The sequence below is a fragment of the Streptomyces sp. NPDC048473 genome (assembly GCF_043200155.1).
Taxonomy (GTDB): domain Bacteria; phylum Actinomycetota; class Actinomycetes; order Streptomycetales; family Streptomycetaceae; genus Streptomyces.
The window spans coordinates 514838-531929 of the sequence record NZ_JBICXE010000002.1 but is presented as its reverse complement, the minus strand read 5'-3'; the positions used below and the strand labels follow the sequence as shown (position 1 = coordinate 531929).

The window sequence follows — 17092 nt, the reverse complement described above, 5'->3', positions numbered from 1 at the left end:
GGACCTGATGACCCATAAAATCTAACGGTCCGTCAGAAACCGCGGGAAGGGGCCGGGCATGGGGAACTTCTTGGCAGGCAAAGTGGTGGCCGTGACGGGTGCCGGGCGCGGCATCGGGAGAGCGGTCGCGCTCGCGGCGGCGGCCGAGGGGGCGAGAGTCGTCGTCAACGACTACGGCGTCTCCATCGAGGGCGGCGAGCCGAGCAGCGAGATAGCCGAGTCCGTCGTCAAGGAGATCGAGGCGGCGGGTGGCGAGGCCGTGGCCGTGGCCGACGACATCTCCACGATGGCGGGCGGCCAGCGGATCGTGGACACCGCGCTCGCGCAGTACGGGCGTATCGACGGGGTCGTGTGCGTGGCCGGGATCCTGCGGGAACGGATGCTGTTCAACATGTCCGAGGAGGAGTGGGATCCGGTGGTCGCCACCCACCTCAAGGGCACCTTCACCGTCTTCCGGGCCGCTTCGGCGGTGATGCGGAAGCAGGAGGGCGGCGGCACGCTGATCGGCTTCACCAGCGGCAACCATCAGGGCAGCGTCGCCCAGGCCAACTACAGCGCCGCCAAGGGCGGGATCATCTCGCTGGTACGGAGCGCGGCGCTCGGCCTGCACAAGTACGGCGTCACGGCGAACGCCGTCGCCCCGGTCGCCCGCACCCGGATGTCCGCCAATGTGCCGATGGAGCTCAAGGAGATCGGCGAGCCGGAGGATGTGGCGGCGCTCGTCGTCTACCTGCTCAGCGAACGGGCCCGCAAGGAGAAGATCACCGGCCAGGTGTACACGATCGCAGGCCCGAAGATCGCGGTCTGGGCCCAGCCGAGGGAGTTGCGGGCGGGGTACGCGGAGGGGGCCTGGACCCCGGAACGGATCGCGGACTTCCTGCCGGGGACGGTGGGCACGGACCCGATGCCGATGCTGGCGCAGCTGGAGGAGATGGCCGCGGCGGCTGCGGCGAGGGCACGGCCGAACGCGTGACGGGGGCGGCCCCGGGGCTCTGCCAGATCCAGCCTCTGCGGCGTTTGAGGAGCGGGGGTCCGGGGGCGGAGCCCCCGGTCACGGGAGGGGGCGGGGTGGGGATTCCGCCCCGCGACAAGGGGATTCCGCCCCGCGACAAGGGGATTCCACCCCGTATGGACAGGAGGCAACGTGGACTTCACCTTCGGCCCGGACGACGCCGCGTTCCGCGAGGAAGTCCGCGCCTGGCTGGAAGCGCACCTCGTCGGCGAGTACGCGGCGGCCGTCGGCACCGGCGGCCCGGGCAGCGAGCACGAGGGCGTCGCGATCCGCCGCGCATGGGAGCGCGAACTCGGCCGCGGCGGCTGGATCGGCCTCGGCTGGGACAACCACGGCGCCGGCCACGGCAACCGGCACGCAAGCCTCACCCAGCAGGTCGTCTGGGCCGAGGAGTACGCCCGGGTCAACGCCCCCGCCCGGGTCGGCCACATCGGCGAGAACCTCCTCGCCCCGACCCTGATCGCCTACGGCACGCAGGCGCAGCAGCAGCGTTTCCTGCCCGCCGTCGCACGCGGCGACGAACTGTGGTGCCAGGGATACAGCGAGCCGGGCGCCGGATCGGACCTTGCAGGGGTGCGGACGGCCGCCGTACCCGACAAGGGCCGCGGCGGCCACCGCGTGACCGGGCAGAAGATCTGGACGTCGCTCGCCCAGCACGCCGACTGGTGCTTCGTACTGGCCCGTACGGAGCCCGGCTCCAGCCGCCACCACGGCCTGTCGTTCCTGCTCGTGCCCATGGACCAGCCGGGCAGGATCGAGGTGCGGCCGGTCCGTCAGATGTCGGGCACCAGCGAGTTCAACGAGGTCTTCTTCGACGGGGCGCACGCCGGGGACGTCGTCGGCGGCGAGGGCAACGGGTGGGCGGTCGCCATGGGGCTGCTGGCCCTGGAGCGCGGCGTTTCCACGCTCGTCCAGCAGATCGGGTTCGCCGCCGAACTGGACCGGGTGGTCCGGGCCGCCGTCGACGGCGGCGCCGTCACCGACCCGGTCCTGCGCGAGCGCCTCGTGAGGCAGTGGGCGGAGCTGCAGACCATGCGCTGGAACGCCCTGCGCACCCTGGGCTCCACCGGCGACTCCGGCGCACCGAGCGTGGCGAAACTGCTCTGGGGCGGCTGGCACAAGCGCCTCGGCGAGCTGGCTGTGGAGATCAGGGGCGCGGCGGCTGCCGTCGGCCCGGACGACTGGTCGGCGCAGACACCGTACGAACTCGACGAGGCACAGCGCCTGTTCCTGTTCACCCGGTCCGACACCATCTACGGCGGCTCGGACGAGATCCAGCGGAACATCATCGCCGAGCGGGTGCTCGGCCTACCGAGGGAGCCGAGATGAGAGGCGTCGTCTTCGACGGCAAGCGGACCGAGGTCGTCGACGATCTGGAGATACGTGATCCGGGCCCCGGCGAGGTGCTGGTGGCGGTTGCCGCGGCCGGGCTGTGCCACAGCGATCTGTCGGTGATCGACGGGACGATTCCGTTCCCGTCGCCGGTGGTGCTCGGGCACGAGGGCGCGGGCGTGGTGGAGGCGGTCGGTGCGGGCGTCGTCCATGTGGCGCCCGGTGACCATGTGTCGCTGTCCACGTTGGCCAACTGCGGGGCCTGCGCCCAGTGCGACCGGGGCCGGCCGACGATGTGCCGCAAGGCGATCGGGATGCCGGGGCAGCCGTTCTCGCGGCGCGGCAAGCCGCTGTACCAGTTCGCGTCCAACTCGGCCTTCGCCGAACGGGCCCTGGTCAAGGCCGTGCAGGCGGTGAAGATCCCCGCAGACCTGCCGCTCACCTCGGCGGCCCTGATCGGCTGCGGGGTGCTGACGGGAGTCGGAGCCGTACTCAACCGGGCGAAGGTCGACCGGGGCGACACGGTCGTCGTGATCGGCACGGGCGGCATCGGACTCAATGTGATCCAGGGCGCCCGGATCGCGGGCGCCCTGACGATCGTCGCCGTCGACACCAACCCGGCGAAGGAGGCGGTGGCACGGCAGTTCGGCGCGACGCACTTCCTGACGTCCGCGGAGGGCGTACGGGAGATCCTGCCCAGCGGCGCGGACCACGCCTTCGAGTGCGTGGGCCGTACGGAACTGATCCGTACCGCGATCGACCTGCTGGACCGGCACGGACAGGCGATCCTGCTGGGCGTCCCGGCGGCGACGGCCGAGGCGTCGTTCCTCGTCTCGTCGATGTACCTGGACAAGTCGATCCTGGGCTGCCGGTACGGCTCCTCGCGCCCGCAGCGGGACATCGCGCTCTACGCGGACCTGTACCGGCAGGGCAGGCTGCTCCTGGACGAACTCGTCACCGAGACGTACGCGGTGGAGGACTTCGCCAAGGCGGCGGACGACGCACACCACGGCCGGGTGGCGCGGGGCGTGCTGGTCTTCTGAGCGGACACGGGCTAGGCCCTTCCGGTGCGGAACGTGCGCCGGTACACCGTGGGGGACACCCCCAGCGTCGCCTGCAGATGCTGCCGCAGCGATGTGGGCGTCCCGAACCCCGCGTCCCTCGCCACCTGGTCGATCGACAGGTCCGTCGACTCCAGCAACTGCCGGGCGCGTTCGACCCGCTGCCGGGTCAGCCACTGGACGGGGCTGACGCCGACCTCCTCCCGGAACCGGCGGGTGAACGTCCGTACGCTCATCGACTCCTGCTGCGCCATGTCGCGCAGCAGGATCGGGCGCTCCAGCCGCCCGAGCGCCCAGGTACGCGCGGAGGTGGTGGTCGCGAACTGCGCTTCGGGCACCGGGCGCTGGATGTACTGCGCCTGCCCGCCGTCCCGGTGCGGGGGCACGACCGTGCGGCGGGCGACGTCATTGGCGACGGCCGTGCCGTGGTCGCGGCGCACGATGTGCAGGCAGAGGTCGATTCCGGCGGCGACCCCGGCGGAGGTCAGGACGTCCCCGTCGTCGATGAACAGGACGTCCGGGTCGACCTGGACCTTGGGGAAGAGCTGCTGGAAGTGCTCGGCCGACGACCAATGGGTGGTGGCGGGGCGCCCGTCGAGGTAGCCGGCGGCGGCCAGCACGTAACTGCCCGTGCAGATGGAGACCATCCGCGTGCCCGGCCTGATGTGCGCGAACGCGGCGGCCAGCTCGTCGGTGAGCCTGCCCTCCGTGTAGACGGGGCCGAGTTCGTACGACGTGGGGATCACGACCGTGTCGGCGGTGGCCAGGGTCTCGGGGCCGCGTTCGACGGTGATCGTGAAATCCGCGTCGGTGCGGACCGGGCCCGGGGGGCGTACGGAACAGGTCACGACTTCATAGAGTTTGCGGCCCTTGTTGCGCGGCTCGGAACCGAGCGAACCGCCGAAGATCCTTTGGGGGATGCCCAGTTCGAAGGGGAGCAGCCCGTCGAGGGCCAGGACGACGATCCGATGCGGCATGGGCGGACTCCCTTCATCTTTAGCTGGTATAGACCTTAAGCTGATACATGTCACTGCTGTGAAGGAAAAGTCAGCAGAGCACACGCGCATTCCCGCCGCGGGCCGGGAGGGCGTACCGGTGGTGGTAGGGCCCGGAGCGGTTCGGACGGCCCGGCACGCACGTGCGGTCGCGGCCGGGGCGGCGGCGCTGACCGTCGCCGCCGGGCTCGGGGTCAGGGCGTTCGCGGACGGTGATGTCGCCAAGTACGCCGGGGACGCGCTCTACACCGTGCTGGTCTGCGCCCTGGTTGCCGTGATCGCGCCCCGTGCGCGGCCGGTCGTCAAGGCCGGGACGGCGCTCGCGTTCAGCTGGGTGGTGGAGCTGCTGCAGCTGACCGGGGTGCCCGCGGAGCTCTCCCGGCACAGCGCGGTGGCGCGGCTGGTGCTCGGCTCGACCTTCAACGCACCGGATCTGTTCTGGTACGCGGTGGGGGCGGGGTTCGCCTGGGTGGCGCTGGCCCCGGCTACTTCTGCTGCTTCGCCCGGTCGCGCTCCTCGGACTTCTGCATCTCGATGACCTGGAGGACATGGGCGCTGGTCTGCCTGCGCACACTGCCGCCGACGAGTAGCGCCGCGCCGAGGACGGACAAGGGGGCGGAGATCCCCAGAACGGCCAGCTGCTTCGGCCACTCGGTGACCACCTTGCACTGCATGGAGACCCGGTAGCAGTACGCGTCCTGCTGGTCCACCAGCAGGAAGCCCAGCCAGATCCACAGGGCGCAGGCGACGATCAGCAGCACGGCGCCCCAGGTCTGCATCAGCACGGAGCGGTGGTGGAACTGCTGGCGTGCTGCCCACTGCATGGGATCCCCCGGTTCGGTATGCGACGAAGCCGAAGGGGTGGACGCACCGCCCGCCGACCGACAGGTGATCGTACGCGCATACGAGCCCGTCCGGGCCGGAAAATGTCGGCCCGGCATGGCCCGATTCCTGCGAAGGGTGACCCTCCGGCCACTCGTGAGGGCGTACGTCATGACCCGATGCTGAGTGACGTGACCCAGACAACCGAAAGCGCCGCCCGGGACGACGACCGGCAGGCCACCCCCGCAGCCCCCGACGGGCGCTCCCGCCGGCGCATTCACCGCGCCTGGATCGTCGCCGTCGTCACCTTCGTGACGATCATCGGCGGCGCCGCCTTCAACTCCCTGCCCGGCCTGCTCATCGACCCGCTCCACACGGAGTTCGGCTGGTCGCGCGGGGAGATCGGACTCGCCGTCTCCATCGACATGGCGCTGTACGGGCTCACCGCGCCGTTCGCCGCCGCGCTGATGGACCGCTTCGGCATCCGCCGGGTCGTTGTCGTGGCGCTTTCCACGGTCGCGGCCGGGGCGCTGGCCAGCGTCTGGATGACGGCCTCCTGGCAGCTGATGATCTATTGGGGGCTGCTCGTCGGTCTCGGTACCGGCTCGATGGCGTTGGCCTTCTCGGCAACGGTCACCAACCGCTGGTTCGTCGCCCGGCGCGGCCTGGTCACCGGCATCCTCACCGCGGCGGGCGCCTCCGGCCAGCTGGTCTTCCTGCCGCTGTGCGCCTGGATCGTCGAGGAGCACGGCTGGCGCCCGGCCTCGGTGACCGTCGCACTGGCCGCGCTCGTCGTCGTCCCGTTCGTCTGGCTCCTGATGCGCGACCACCCGGCCGATGTGGGCCTCGCCCCGTACGGCGGCACCTATGTGGAGAAGCCCGCACCCGCACGCGGGGCGGCGAGGCGCACCGTAGGCGTACTGGCCGATGCGGCCCGCACCGGACCGTTCTGGCTGCTGGCCGGTACGTTCGCGATCTGCGGGGCCTCGACCAACGGCCTGATCCGCACGCACTTCGTGCCGTCGGCCCACGACCACGGCATGCCCATCACCGCCGCGGCCTCGCTGCTCGCCGTCATCGGGGTCTTCGACATCATCGGCACGGTCTTCTCCGGCTGGCTCACCGACCGCTTCGACGCCCGTCGGCTCCTCGCCGTCTACTACGCGCTGCGCGGCATCTCGCTGCTCTTCCTGCCGATGCTGATGGCGCCGACGGTGCATCCGCCGATGGTGTTCTTCATCGTCTTCTACGGCCTGGACTGGGTCGCCACCGTCCCGCCGACGCTGGCTCTGTGCCGCGAGCAGTACGGCGAGGACAGCGCCATCGTCTTCGGCTGGGTCCTCGCCTCCCACCAGGTGGGCGCGGCGCTGGTGGCGTTCCTGGGCGGGGTGGCGCGCGATGTGTTCGGCTCGTACGACATGGTCTGGTACGCGTCGGGGGCACTGTGCGCGATGGCGGCGCTGATGGCGTTGGTGATCCGGCGGGTCCGGGAGCCGTCGGGCGCTGCCGCCGGACTCGGCTGACGTTCTCGGACGCAGACGGGCGCCGACGGGCGCACGGTGGCGACCAGTCAGGCGGAGAGGTTCTCGGCGACCGTCAGGAAGACGTGGAGGTTGGCGATGTCGCTGACCGCGACGCTGCACCAGCGGCCGGATTCGCCGGTCCTCATGACGTGCACCCTGCCCGCCCCGACCTGTATCTCCTGGACGTCGGACCAGGGGAGGTGACCGTTCCGGGTGGTGGCCATGCCGGTGCGGGAGAGCGAGAAGTCACCGAAGTTGACCTTCTGGCCTTCCAGGATCGATTCCAGGACCGCCGGGCCCTGGGCGCGGAGGATGGCCCCCTGCATATGAGGTCCCCAGGTTGGGGGGCCTTCATAGAATTCCGTGATCGTTGCGCTGACACGACCCGGGCCGACCGCGGAGTAGACGTATTTGATGGGGGCGGGGACACCGTTGATGATCATCTGGTTGATGTCCTGGTAAAGCCGCACGGAGTCCCAGCGGATGGCGACCATGCCGTCGCCGGACTGCGGGTGGACGATCATTCCGTTCTCGAACAGGTGGAGACGCTTGGCGGCCTGCCTTCTGCTGAAGTCCGGATACCGGCGCAGCCACCAGAAGAACAGCAGTCCGGGTATCACGAAGATCGCCAAGAGGTGGACGATCGCGAAGATGTAGAGGGCGAAGAGCGGCTTGCTCAGGCGCTTGGGGGTGAACGTACCCTCCAGTGCGCCGAGTTGATGACGGGCGGCCAGTTCGGCGGCCTCGGGTGACAGGGGGGTCGGTGCTGTTGCCATGAGTCTCTCCTTCGCGTTCGCGCCGGAATGACCGGGGTGCCGGGTCATCGCCGGGTCCGCGCGATCAGCTGGGCGAGGAGGCGGGTACGGGGGATCATCTGCCCGACCGCGACGTGCTCGGTATCCGCGTGGGCTCCGCTGCCGACCGCACCCAGGCCGTCCAGCGTCGGACAGCCCGTGCCCGCGGTGTAGTTGCCGTCTGAGGCGCCGCCCACGGCGACACCCCGCAGCGGCTCCTGCCCCAGCTCGGAGGCGATCGCGGAGGCGAGGGCGAACAGCTCGGCGGAGGACTCCGGTTCCATCGGGGGCCGTCTCCTGCCGCCCAGTACGCTCAGCCGAGCTCCGGGCGTCCGGGCGGTCAGCCCCTGCATGAGTGCGTCGATCCGGTCCTGCGCCGCCAGGGTCGGCACGCGCACGTCCACCGACACCTTGGCCTGAGCGGGCACCGTGTTGAGGGTGGTGCCGGCCGACAGCAGGGTGGGCGTGACGGTCGGGGCGCCCAGGACTGAACCGGTGGTGCCCATCGAGGCTGCGAGGCCGGCGACGGCCAGGACCTGGTGGGCGGCCTCGATCGCGGCGTTGACCCCCTTCTCCGGTTCCAGACCGGCATGAGCGGCCCTGCCGTGCACCACGACCTCGTACCGCGAGGTGCCCTTGCGGGCGGTCTTGAGGGCGCCCTCCGCATTGGCGGACGGCTCCAGCACATAGGCCGCCGCGCAACCGCGCGCGGATTCCTCGACCAGCGCCCGGGAGGTCGGGGAGCCGACCTCCTCGTCCCCGTTGACCAGCACGCACACGCCGTCGGGGGACGGCAGGGAGGACAGTGCGTGGAACATCTGCACCAGCCCGGCCTTCATGTCGAGGACCCCGGGGCCACGGGCGACCCCGTCGGCCACCGACCAGGGATGCGTCTCCAGCGAACCCATGGGCCACACCGTGTCGTGGTGTCCCACCAGGAGCACACGCGGTGTGCCGAAGGTCCACCGCAGATGAGGCACCCCGTCGATCACGATCGTCTCCGGCACCCGGCCCAACAGCCTTGCGCCCAGGGCGCCGACGACCTCGGCGCTGCGGGCCAGCGCCGCGTGGTCGGCCGAGAAGGATTCGCAGACCACGAGCTCCTTCAGATCGGCCAGCATCGCCGGCAACGCGAGCGCGGCTCGCGCGGTCACCGGCCCCGCCCCGGATCGGCCTTCATCGGTAACGACACGTTTCCTCCTCGGAGTTGATGCCGGCGAAGTCGCGTGGCGGCGGTGCCGTCCGGCCCCGTCCCGCAAGCGCGACCACGTGATTGACGCTAGGGCGGGACAAGGCATTCCACCAGCGACTAGATTGCATGCGAGCCATGCTTGGGGGGAATGTGTTCGAGATCGACGCACTGCGTCTGCTGGTGACGGTGGCCGGGACCGGATCGTTCACGAAGGCCGCGGTTCAGCTCGACTACACGCAGTCCGCGGTGTCCCGGCGCATCGCCTCGTTGGAGAAGCAGGCCGGCGGGCCGTTGTTCGAACGGCTCGCCCGGGGCGTACGGCTGAACCCCGCCGGGCATGCGCTGCGCCGTCACGCCGTGGAGGTGCTCGACCGTCTGTCGAGGGCGGAGCACGAGCTGACCGTGATCCACGCGGGGCACGGCGGGACGCTGCGCGTGGGGGCGTTCGCCACCGCCAACATCTCGTTGGTGCCCGCTGCTCTGCGGGCGTTTCTGCAGGCCAGACCGGATGTCGAGGTCATCGCGGCCGAGGGCCGGAGCAGTACGTCGATTCAGCGTCTCGCGGAGGGAGCGCTCGACCTCGCCGTGGTCAGCGACTACCCGTCCGGTCTGCCGTCGGCCGACGGTGTCACCACGGAGTTTCTGCTGGAGGACGAGCTGCTCGTCGCTCTCCCCCGCGATCACCGTCTGGCCGGATCCGGGACGATCGATCTACGGGAACTGCGCGACGAGGCCTGGCTCCAGGACGCGCCTGCGGACCGGCCCATGATGCTCGCCGAGATCTGCGCACGGGCCGGCTTCAGGCCGAAAAAGACCATCCGAATCGCGGAGTGGACCGGGAAGTTCGGCTATGTGGCCGCCGGGCTGGGGGTCGCGCTGGTCCCCTCGCTGGCTGCCTGGGCGGTCCCGGCGGAACTCGCCCTCTGCCGGCTCGGCGACCTCGCCCCGCGCCGGACCGTATACGTCGCGCTGCCCGCCGCCCCGCTTCCGGCGGCACTGAAACTGCGGGATCTGCTGCACGACGCCGTCGGCTGAACCGCACTCGCCGGGCCGGTACGGGCCGGGGGGCCCGGTGCATGCTCACCCGCCGGGCCGGGGCCGCTTTGGACGGTCACCCGGCGCGCCGGGCCCGGACCGCGGTGCGCCGTTCACCCGCCGAGCGGCCCGAACCGCCCGAACGCCCCCCGGTGGAACAGCAGCGGACCGTCCCCGTCCGCCGCCCCCAGCGCCTCGACCCGGCCGACCACGATCAGATGGTCGCCCCCGGTGTGGACGGCCTGGATGCGGCAATCGATCCAGGCCGGTACGGAGTCCAGCAGCGGCGATCCGGTCGCGGGAGCCGCCTCGTACGCCACCCCCGCGAACTTGTCGGCCCCGCTCACCGCGAAGCTCCGGCACAGCGCGCCCTGGTCCGCGCCCAGGATGTTGACGCAGAAGGCCCCGGCGCGGGCGATGCGCGGCCAGGTCGTCGACGTGCGGGCGACCATGAAGGTGACCAGCGGCGGGTCGAGGGAGAGCGACGCGAACGACTGGCACGCGAAGCCCGCCGGCCCCTCCGCGCCGTCCGGGTCGTGCGCGGTGACGATGGTGACACCGCTCGCGAAGTGACCCAGTACGCGCCGGAATTCGGCCGGGTCGACCGGAAGCCGCTCGTCGTCGGTGACGGCCCGCAGATCCGGGCGCGGCAGTGGATCGACCGGCGCCGGCCCTGCGGTGGTGGCGGCGCCGACGGACCTGAGGTACCGGACGGCGGTGGCGGCCATGCCTGCGTGTCCCATCACGGTATCCATTGAAACTGACGCTCCATCAGATGTGAAGGGTGGCGGCGGTACGAGTACCGGAAGCGTGCCGACCGTGCCCCGGAACCGGAACCGGAACTGCTCCTTCAGCGGTGACTCCGACGGCTGGCGGATCAGCGGCACGCCGGACCGGTCCGAACTCAACCGGGAGTACGGCGATCTGGACTCACCGGACCGGTACACGCTCAGCCGGTGACCGGCCCCTGTACCCGCCCGAGCCGGGACCGGGATCGGGGCGAGTGTTGGCGGTCAGCTCCCGGCGGCGTACGTCACGAAGTCCGCCCATGCGTCGGAAGCCACGGCGAACCGGGGGCCCTGCGCGTTCTTCGAGTCGCGGACGTGGACCGTGCGGGGGGTGGTCGCAACCTCGACGCAGTCGTTGGGGTTGCTGCTGTCGCTGTAGCTGCTCTTGAACCACGCCAGCTCGGAGCCGTCCTCGGCAGAGGGCTTGCGAATCATGTTTCTCCCAGCGCTTGCTCGATGAAGGCCAGCGACTCCCGTGCGCTGAGAGCCTCCGCCCGGATGACGCCATAGCGGAGTTCAAGGATCCGTAGCTGCCTCGGACTGGAGACGGGACGACCGCCGAACTCGTCGTCGGAGCGCCCGACCGCCGCACCGTCCTCGAACTTCAGCATCTGGATCCGACCGCCTGTCCCAGGATGATCCCAACAGGCGGTCGGCATCACCTGAATTTCGACGTTGCGCAACTGCCCCACCTCCAGGAGGTGTTCCAGCTGCCTGCGCAGCACCATCTTGCCTCCAATGGGGCGGCTGAGCGTCGCCTCTTCCTGGACGAAGCTCAATTCGGGGGCCGGAGAGCGGTCGAAGATGGAACGCCTGGCCATGCGGCCTGCCACACCGCGCTCCACTTCATCATCCGACAGCGCAGGACGCCTCGTCCTCAGCAGTGCCCGAGCATGCTCTTCCGTCTGCAGGAGACCATGGAGGTTGTGGCTTCCGTACGACAGCAGCTCGACCGCCTTCGCCTCCATCCGCGCCAGATCCCGAATCTTCTTCGGGTACCGGACCTCCGCCACGTCCTTCTTCATCGCGGCGATCAGCCCACCGGCCCCCAGAACCTCGTCCGCCCTGTCCAGATACTCCGGGCGCGGAATCCGCTTCCCGGCCTCGACCTTGTAGACCTGGTCCTCCCCGTACCCGATTGCCACGCCGAACTCGGCGGCCCGCATCCCGGCCGTTTCCCGGCGCAGCCTCAGCTGTCGCCCCACCGTGGCGACGACCGCCGCGCCCGACTCGTCATCGGGGTCGACCTCCCAACCGGGCTCGTCCGCCTCGCCCTCAAACCGCCCCGTACTGTCCGTATCCACCCGCATCCGCGCCACCTCCGACGTGCCGTCACAACGCGGCACCCCCTACCCGTACTCCCCCTCCGGACAGCCCGGACAGCTCCGGACAAGTGCCGGACAGTCACCGTACGCATCCGACTGATCACTGGTCAGCGTAAGTGTGCCCGGCCACGCTGGGTGATGTGAATCAAGAAATCGGCCTCCCTCAACGCACTGTCCTCAGCCGCACGTTCACCGTGTTGCTGTCTCCCACCCGACGGGGAGCCAGGCTGGCTCGGCTGCTCACCACCGCGCATCTGGGCGAGTGGGGGCTCCCTTCGGGGACGGCCGCGCAGATCGTCGCCGAACTGGCGGCCAACGCCCTGGTCCACGGCTGCGTGCCGGGGCGGGACTTCCGGCTCGGCCTCACGGTCCACAGCGGCGCGCTTCTGCGGATCGAGGTGAGCGACGCCCGTGGCGAATGTCTTCCGCCCGGTCCGGCGGGCTTGGCCAGCCCGGGCGACGACTGCGAATCCGGGCGCGGCCTGCTGATCGTCGAGGCGCTCGCCGACCGTTGGGGTGTCAGCTCCGGGCCCTTCCCCCGCAAGACCGTCTGGGCCGAACTCGACCTCGCACCGTGACCGCCGCCACCGGGTCGTGGATTTCCGCGATCCGGTGATCCGTGACGCGGTGCCGCGCGACATCAAAAGCCTTGAATACCTTGGGCAATGACTCCTCCCAACCCCACCCCCTGCCGTCACCCACAAGAGTGATGCAAGCCAACTGGGCCGGAATTTCGGCTGGTTGGTCGGCATATGCTCGCCGTGACGAACAACCCCAGACATGCGACGGCCCCCGGCCGGGACGGCAATCCCGATCGAGGGCCTGACCACCGAGGAAGAAGAGCCTTCCCGATGGATACTCAGCAGATTAGCGCGCCCGCGCGCGCCTCGTCCGGTGTCGTGCACGACAACTCCCGGCACACCAGCCGCTTCACGGTCGTGGGCAACCACCTCACCCAGCACCGCGAGCTCTCCCTCACCGCGATCGGGCTAGCCGCGCACATCCAGTCCCTGCCCGCCGGGGCCAGGATCGGCATCAAGGACCTCGCCGGCCGCTTCCCGGAGAGTGAGGCCCGGATCGCCGCAGCGTTACGCGAACTCGAAGCCCACGGCTACCTTCGGCGTACCAGGACGCGCCTGGCCAACGGCCGGATCGTCACCCGTACCGTCTCCTGCAACCAGCCCGTCGACCGGCGGGTCACAGAAGCTCTGCCCGGCCGCGCGTGTCCGCCACGTCCGCAGCGTACGGCCCGGCCGCCGGCGCCTGTCCGGCCCTCGTCGAACTCACCGCACAAGGCCTGGGCAACCGCCCGGCCGCACAACAGTGGAGGAACCTGGTGGCCGTGGACCTTTCTTTCTACAAGTCACCGCTCTCGGAAGAAATCCGGGACGAAGGCCGCGTGGAAGGCCTTGCATACGCCATCCTTGCGATTTTCGAACAGCGCGATATCGACGTCCCCGACGAGGTCCGCGAGCGGATTACCGGCTGCGATGACCCTCAGGTCATGCGCCCATGGCTCAGCCGCGCCGTCACCGCCACCACCGCCACCGACGTCTTCACCGAGAAGTAATCCCGGCCTTGCCGAGGCCCAGCGGTCTCCTGCGTGAACCGGTGGGCCTCGGCCGCACAACAGTGGAGGAACCTGGTGGCCGTGGACCTTTCTTTCTACAAGTCACCGCTCTCGGAAGAAATCCGGGACGAAGGCCGCGCAGAGGGCCGCGCAGAGGGCCGTGCAGAAGGTCTCGCGAGGAGCATCCTGCTCCTCCTCGCCCAGGCCGGTATCGACGTACCTGACGAGGCGCGCGAACGCATCACGGGCTGCACCGACCTTGACGCTCTGAGCCGCTGGCTCCTGCGCGCCCCCACTGCCACATCGGTCGAGGACGTCTTCACCGAGAAGTAGGCGGACTGCGGCCGGGACCCCCGATGGTCCGTACGAACCGATGGGTCCCGGCCGCACAGCATTGGAGGAGTCTCTCCGTGGCGGTGGAGGATGACGTGAGCGCCCCCGGAGTCCTCACAGCCCCCGGTACTTCGGTGTACGCCGCTCCACGAAACTCGCCACGCCCTCGTTGGCGTCCTGCGTCGTCATGTTGATCTCCTGGGCCATCGCCTCGGCGGCGAACGCCGACGCCCGGTCGGAGTCCAGGGAGGCGTTCACCAGCTGCTTGGTGAGGGCGATCGTGCGGGTCGGGCCTTCGGCCAGGCGCTGGGCCCACGCGCGGGCAGTCGCCGTCAGTTCCTCGTCCGGGACCACCCGGTTGACCAGACCCAGACGCTCCGCCTCCTGCGCCGGGAGCGAGTCGCCGAAGAACATCAACTCCTTGGTGCGCTGCGGCCCGATCAGGCGCGGCAGCAGATACGCGCCGCCGCCGTCCGGTACGAGGCCGCGGCGCACGAACACCTCGATGAACTTCGCCGAGTCGGCGGCCAGCACCAGATCACAGGCGAACGCGAGGTGGGCGCCGATACCGGCCGCCGTGCCGTTGACGGCCGCGATCACCGGCTTCTCGCAGTCCAGGACCGCGGCGATCAGGCGCTGAGCGCCGAGCCGGATCGTGCGGGCGACATCGCCGGGCACCCGGTCGCCCGTCGCCGTGGCGCCCCGCAGGTCGGCGCCCGCGCAGAAGCCGCGGCCGGTGGCGGTGAGGACGACGGCCCGGACAGCCGGGTCGGCGGAGGCCCCGGCGAGCAGGGCGATGACGCGTTCCCGCTGGTCCCAGGTGACGGCGTTCATCGCTTCGGGGCGGTTGAGCGTGATCCAGGAGACGCCGTTGTCAGTGGTGTGGAGTACCAATGAGTCAAGCGGGTCGGTGGACTCGGTGGTGTCTTCGGGGGAGGACGGCATGAGGCAGCTCCTGGGTAAGTGGTGTGGCCGGTGGCGGCGCGGCGGTCGAGGCGGCCGGCGGGGTGACCGGTCAGCGGCAGACGGCGAGCGCGTCCAGCGCCACCGCGCCCTGCCCCCGCCCCAGCACCATCAGCGGGTTGATGTCCAGCTCGGCGAGGTCGTCGCCCAGTTCCAGGGCCATCCGCTGCACCCGCAGTACGACCTCGACGAGCGCGTCCACATCCACCGGGGGACCGCCGCGTACGCCCTCCAGCAGGGCCCGGCCGCGCAGTTCGCCCAGCATCGACCGCGCCTGGTCCTCGCCGAACGGCGGTACCCGTACCGCCGCATCGTGCAGCACCTCGACCAGTACGCCGCCGAGCCCGACCGTCACCGTCGGCCCGAACAGTGCGTCGTGCGTGACACCGACCATCATTTCGACGCCTCGCTCGATCATCTGGCAGACCAGGACGCCGTCCAGGTCGACGCCTTCGTAGCGGGCGATGTCGGTCAGTTCGCGGTACACGTCCCGCACTTGGCTCGCGGAGGTGAGCCCGACCTTGACCAGACCCAGCTCGGTCTTGTGGGCGAGCCGGGCACCCGACGCCTTCATGACGACCGGGTAGCCGACCAGCCCCGCGGCCCGGACGGCCGCCGCGGCGCTGGTCACCAACTGCTCGCGCGGCACGCGGATTCCGTACGCCCGCAGCAACTGCTTCGCCGCGTGCTCGCTCAGCTGGTGGCCCGGGCGCATCAGTGCCTGCGCCTTGCGGAACGAGGGCGACGGCGTGCGCGGCGCCTCGTCGAAGGGGGAACGGTAGCCGGCGGCGAACCGGTGGTGGTCCAGATAGGCCTTCACGGCGGTGATGCAGTTGCCGAAGGTACGGAAGGTGGCGACGCGGGACGAGCCGAGCAGCGTCGTACGGTACGCGTCCTCCGTACCGACGGGCGAGCCCCACACCACGCACACCAGCTTGTCCGTGGTCTCCGCCGCGTCCACCAGGTCCTGCGCGAGCCTGTCGCTCATCGGGGGGAACGGGCCGGTGATCGGGCAGATCAGCACCCCGACGGCGGGGTCGGCGAGGATCGCGTCGATGATCTTCCGGCCGCGCCAGTCGCCGACCGGATGGCCGCCGTTGTCAATCGGGTTCGCCACGTTCAGATAGCCAGGAATCCACTCGTGGAGCTCGCGCTGCTTCTCCTCGGACAGGGTGGGGAGCTTCAGCCCCGCCCCCGTTGCCAGGTCCGAGAAGTGCGCGCCCGTGCCGCCCGAGATCGAATACACGACGACACCGTCGGCCTGCGGCTTCCGCGCCCGGGCCAGCAGGGCCGCGGTGTCCTGGAGTTCGTCGAGCCCGTCCACCCGGATCACGCCGAACTGCCGCATCGCCGCGTCCACCACCTGGTCGGCGCCGGTCAGCTTGCCGGTGTGTGATGCGGCCGTCCTGGCCCCCGTCTCCGTACGTCCCACCTTGACCGCCACCACCGGAACCCCGGCCCGCGCCGCCCGGTCCGCGGACAGCAGAAAGGAGCGCCCGTCCTTGAGTCCCTCCACGTAGCAGGCGATGGCCCCGACCTCGGGGCGCTGCGAGAAGTACGAGATGAAGTCGGCGGTCTCCAGATCCGCCTCGTTGCCCGTGGGCGCCCAGTGCGAGAGCCGCACGCCCAGCTCCTGAAGGGTGTAGACGGGGCGCCCCTGGTGACCGGACTGGGTGATCAGCGCGATGGCCGGTCCGTCCAGATCCTCCCGGAACTCCTCGAAGGCGTTGAGGTTGGTGTTCGGCCCGAGCAGCCGCAGCCCGGACCGCTCCACCGCCGCAGCCAGCCGCGCCTGGGCGGCGGCGCCCTCCTCGCCGGTCTCGGCGAACCCGGAGGCGAAGGCCACGGCGAACTTCACCTTGGCCTGCGCGAGTTCCTCGATCACCGGGAGCGGATCGCCGACCAGCAGCACGGCCAGATCGACCTGCTCCGGAAGGCCCGCGACGGAAGGGGAACAGGCCCGCCCGAACACGGACTCCCGGCTGGGATGTACGGGATACAGCCGCGCCCCGACCCGCTCGGCCCAGCCGATCAGCTGTCGCGTGATCCCGGTATTGGGACGCCCTTCGGTATCGGACGCGCCGATGACGGCCACGGACTCGGGCCGGAAGAACCGGTCCAGATCCGGCACGGGCGCGTGGAGCGGACGGCCGCTGACATCGAGATCGCCCTCCGCAGCGGCGGCCGCCATGCTGTGGACGATGGCATGCGACTCCTCGCCGCAGGCCACCACCCTGGCGCGGAAGTGCGTGGTGAGGGTGCCGTGAGTCGATCCAAGCATCGTTCCGCCCACTCCTGCTCGAGGTCCGTCGGGTGATCGTGCCCGGCCAGCCAGAAGCTGACGCTC

At 70.5% G+C, this 17092-nt stretch carries 19 protein-coding genes; 10 read left to right on the top strand and 9 right to left on the bottom strand.

The window, feature by feature from the left end; genetic code table 11:
- Window positions 1–58 precede the first annotated feature (58 nt).
- From ACGFU7_RS05845 to ACGFU7_RS05835, 3 genes are all read left to right on the top strand, one after another.
- On the top strand, window positions 59–973 hold the full coding sequence (locus ACGFU7_RS05845; protein ID WP_393692644.1) for an SDR family oxidoreductase: 915 nt from the start codon (window positions 59–61) through the stop codon (window positions 971–973).
- A 171-nt stretch (window positions 974–1144) separates the two neighbouring features.
- Window positions 1145–2341: an acyl-CoA dehydrogenase family protein gene (locus ACGFU7_RS05840; RefSeq protein WP_393692642.1), complete on the top strand. Its 1197-nt coding sequence runs from the start codon at window positions 1145–1147 to the stop codon at window positions 2339–2341.
- Complete coding sequence (locus ACGFU7_RS05835; protein ID WP_393692640.1) at window positions 2338–3387, top strand: Zn-dependent alcohol dehydrogenase; 1050 nt, start codon at window positions 2338–2340, stop codon at window positions 3385–3387. Before ACGFU7_RS05840 ends, ACGFU7_RS05835 begins: the two co-directional genes overlap by 4 nt.
- Window positions 3388–3398: 11 nt before the next feature.
- Here ACGFU7_RS05835 and ACGFU7_RS05830 read toward each other — a convergent pair whose 3' ends face one another.
- A complete protein-coding gene (locus tag ACGFU7_RS05830) occupies window positions 3399–4382 on the bottom strand; it encodes a GlxA family transcriptional regulator (protein WP_393692638.1) in 984 nt (327 codons plus the stop codon).
- 118 nt (window positions 4383–4500) lie between these two features.
- Here ACGFU7_RS05830 and ACGFU7_RS05825 point away from each other — a divergent pair, with 118 nt between their 5' ends.
- A complete protein-coding gene (locus ACGFU7_RS05825; protein WP_393692891.1) occupies window positions 4501–4938 on the top strand; it encodes a DUF2809 domain-containing protein in 438 nt (145 codons plus the stop codon).
- On the opposite strand, the gene ACGFU7_RS05820 is transcribed toward ACGFU7_RS05825, so the two are convergent.
- Window positions 4886–5224 (bottom strand): hypothetical protein, encoded by a 339-nt coding sequence (locus ACGFU7_RS05820; protein WP_393692636.1) that lies wholly within the window; start codon window positions 5222–5224, stop codon window positions 4886–4888. The two genes, ACGFU7_RS05825 and ACGFU7_RS05820, sit on opposite strands and share 53 nt — an antisense overlap.
- Before the next feature lie 189 nt (window positions 5225–5413).
- On the opposite strand from ACGFU7_RS05820, the gene ACGFU7_RS05815 reads away from it, so the two are divergent.
- Window positions 5414–6745, top strand: a complete 1332-nt coding sequence (locus ACGFU7_RS05815) for an MFS transporter (RefSeq protein WP_393692634.1) — start codon at window positions 5414–5416, stop codon at window positions 6743–6745.
- A gap of 47 nt (window positions 6746–6792) precedes the next feature.
- Here the strand turns inward: ACGFU7_RS05815 and ACGFU7_RS05810 are convergent, their stop codons facing one another.
- A complete protein-coding gene (locus tag ACGFU7_RS05810) occupies window positions 6793–7521 on the bottom strand; it encodes a DUF6585 family protein (RefSeq protein WP_393692633.1) in 729 nt (242 codons plus the stop codon).
- A gap of 44 nt (window positions 7522–7565) precedes the next feature.
- Window positions 7566–8660, bottom strand: a complete 1095-nt coding sequence (locus tag ACGFU7_RS05805) for a M20 family metallopeptidase (RefSeq protein WP_393692889.1) — start codon at window positions 8658–8660, stop codon at window positions 7566–7568.
- Between the two features lie 206 nt (window positions 8661–8866).
- On the opposite strand from ACGFU7_RS05805, the gene ACGFU7_RS05800 reads away from it, so the two are divergent.
- Window positions 8867–9766, top strand: coding sequence for a LysR family transcriptional regulator (locus ACGFU7_RS05800; protein WP_393692631.1), 900 nt, complete (start codon window positions 8867–8869; stop codon window positions 9764–9766).
- Window positions 9767–9879: 113 nt separating this feature from the next.
- On the opposite strand, the gene ACGFU7_RS05795 is transcribed toward ACGFU7_RS05800, so the two are convergent.
- A complete protein-coding gene (locus ACGFU7_RS05795; RefSeq protein WP_393692888.1) occupies window positions 9880–10494 on the bottom strand; it encodes a flavin reductase family protein in 615 nt (204 codons plus the stop codon).
- 91 nt (window positions 10495–10585) lie between these two features.
- Between ACGFU7_RS05795 and ACGFU7_RS05790 the strand changes: the two genes are divergently transcribed.
- Window positions 10586–10726, top strand: a complete 141-nt coding sequence (locus ACGFU7_RS05790) for a hypothetical protein (RefSeq protein ID WP_393692629.1) — start codon at window positions 10586–10588, stop codon at window positions 10724–10726.
- 53 nt (window positions 10727–10779) lie between these two features.
- On the opposite strand, the gene ACGFU7_RS05785 is transcribed toward ACGFU7_RS05790, so the two are convergent.
- Window positions 10780–10989 carry a DUF397 domain-containing protein gene (locus ACGFU7_RS05785; RefSeq protein WP_393692627.1) on the bottom strand — a complete coding sequence of 70 codons (210 nt, stop codon included), beginning with the start codon at window positions 10987–10989 and terminating at the stop codon, window positions 10780–10782.
- Window positions 10986–11864 carry a helix-turn-helix domain-containing protein gene (locus ACGFU7_RS05780; protein WP_393692625.1) on the bottom strand — a complete coding sequence of 293 codons (879 nt, stop codon included), beginning with the start codon at window positions 11862–11864 and terminating at the stop codon, window positions 10986–10988. Before ACGFU7_RS05780 ends, ACGFU7_RS05785 begins: the two co-directional genes overlap by 4 nt.
- Before the next feature lie 155 nt (window positions 11865–12019).
- On the opposite strand from ACGFU7_RS05780, the gene ACGFU7_RS05775 reads away from it, so the two are divergent.
- From ACGFU7_RS05775 to ACGFU7_RS05765, 3 genes are all read left to right on the top strand, one after another.
- Window positions 12020–12457 carry an ATP-binding protein gene (locus ACGFU7_RS05775; protein ID WP_393692623.1) on the top strand — a complete coding sequence of 146 codons (438 nt, stop codon included), beginning with the start codon at window positions 12020–12022 and terminating at the stop codon, window positions 12455–12457.
- Window positions 12458–13101: 644 nt separating this feature from the next.
- On the top strand, window positions 13102–13449 hold the full coding sequence (locus ACGFU7_RS05770; RefSeq protein ID WP_393692621.1) for a hypothetical protein: 348 nt from the start codon (window positions 13102–13104) through the stop codon (window positions 13447–13449).
- 81 nt (window positions 13450–13530) lie between these two features.
- On the top strand, window positions 13531–13782 hold the full coding sequence (locus tag ACGFU7_RS05765; protein ID WP_393692619.1) for a hypothetical protein: 252 nt from the start codon (window positions 13531–13533) through the stop codon (window positions 13780–13782).
- Between the two features lie 114 nt (window positions 13783–13896).
- Here the strand turns inward: ACGFU7_RS05765 and ACGFU7_RS05760 are convergent, their stop codons facing one another.
- Together ACGFU7_RS05760 and ACGFU7_RS05755 are read right to left on the bottom strand one after the other, a co-directional pair.
- Window positions 13897–14727: an enoyl-CoA hydratase/isomerase family protein gene (locus ACGFU7_RS05760; RefSeq protein ID WP_393692617.1), complete on the bottom strand. Its 831-nt coding sequence runs from the start codon at window positions 14725–14727 to the stop codon at window positions 13897–13899.
- A 70-nt stretch (window positions 14728–14797) separates the two neighbouring features.
- Window positions 14798–17026, bottom strand: a complete 2229-nt coding sequence (locus ACGFU7_RS05755; protein WP_393692615.1) for an acetate--CoA ligase family protein — start codon at window positions 17024–17026, stop codon at window positions 14798–14800.
- Window positions 17027–17092: the final 66 nt, after the last annotated feature.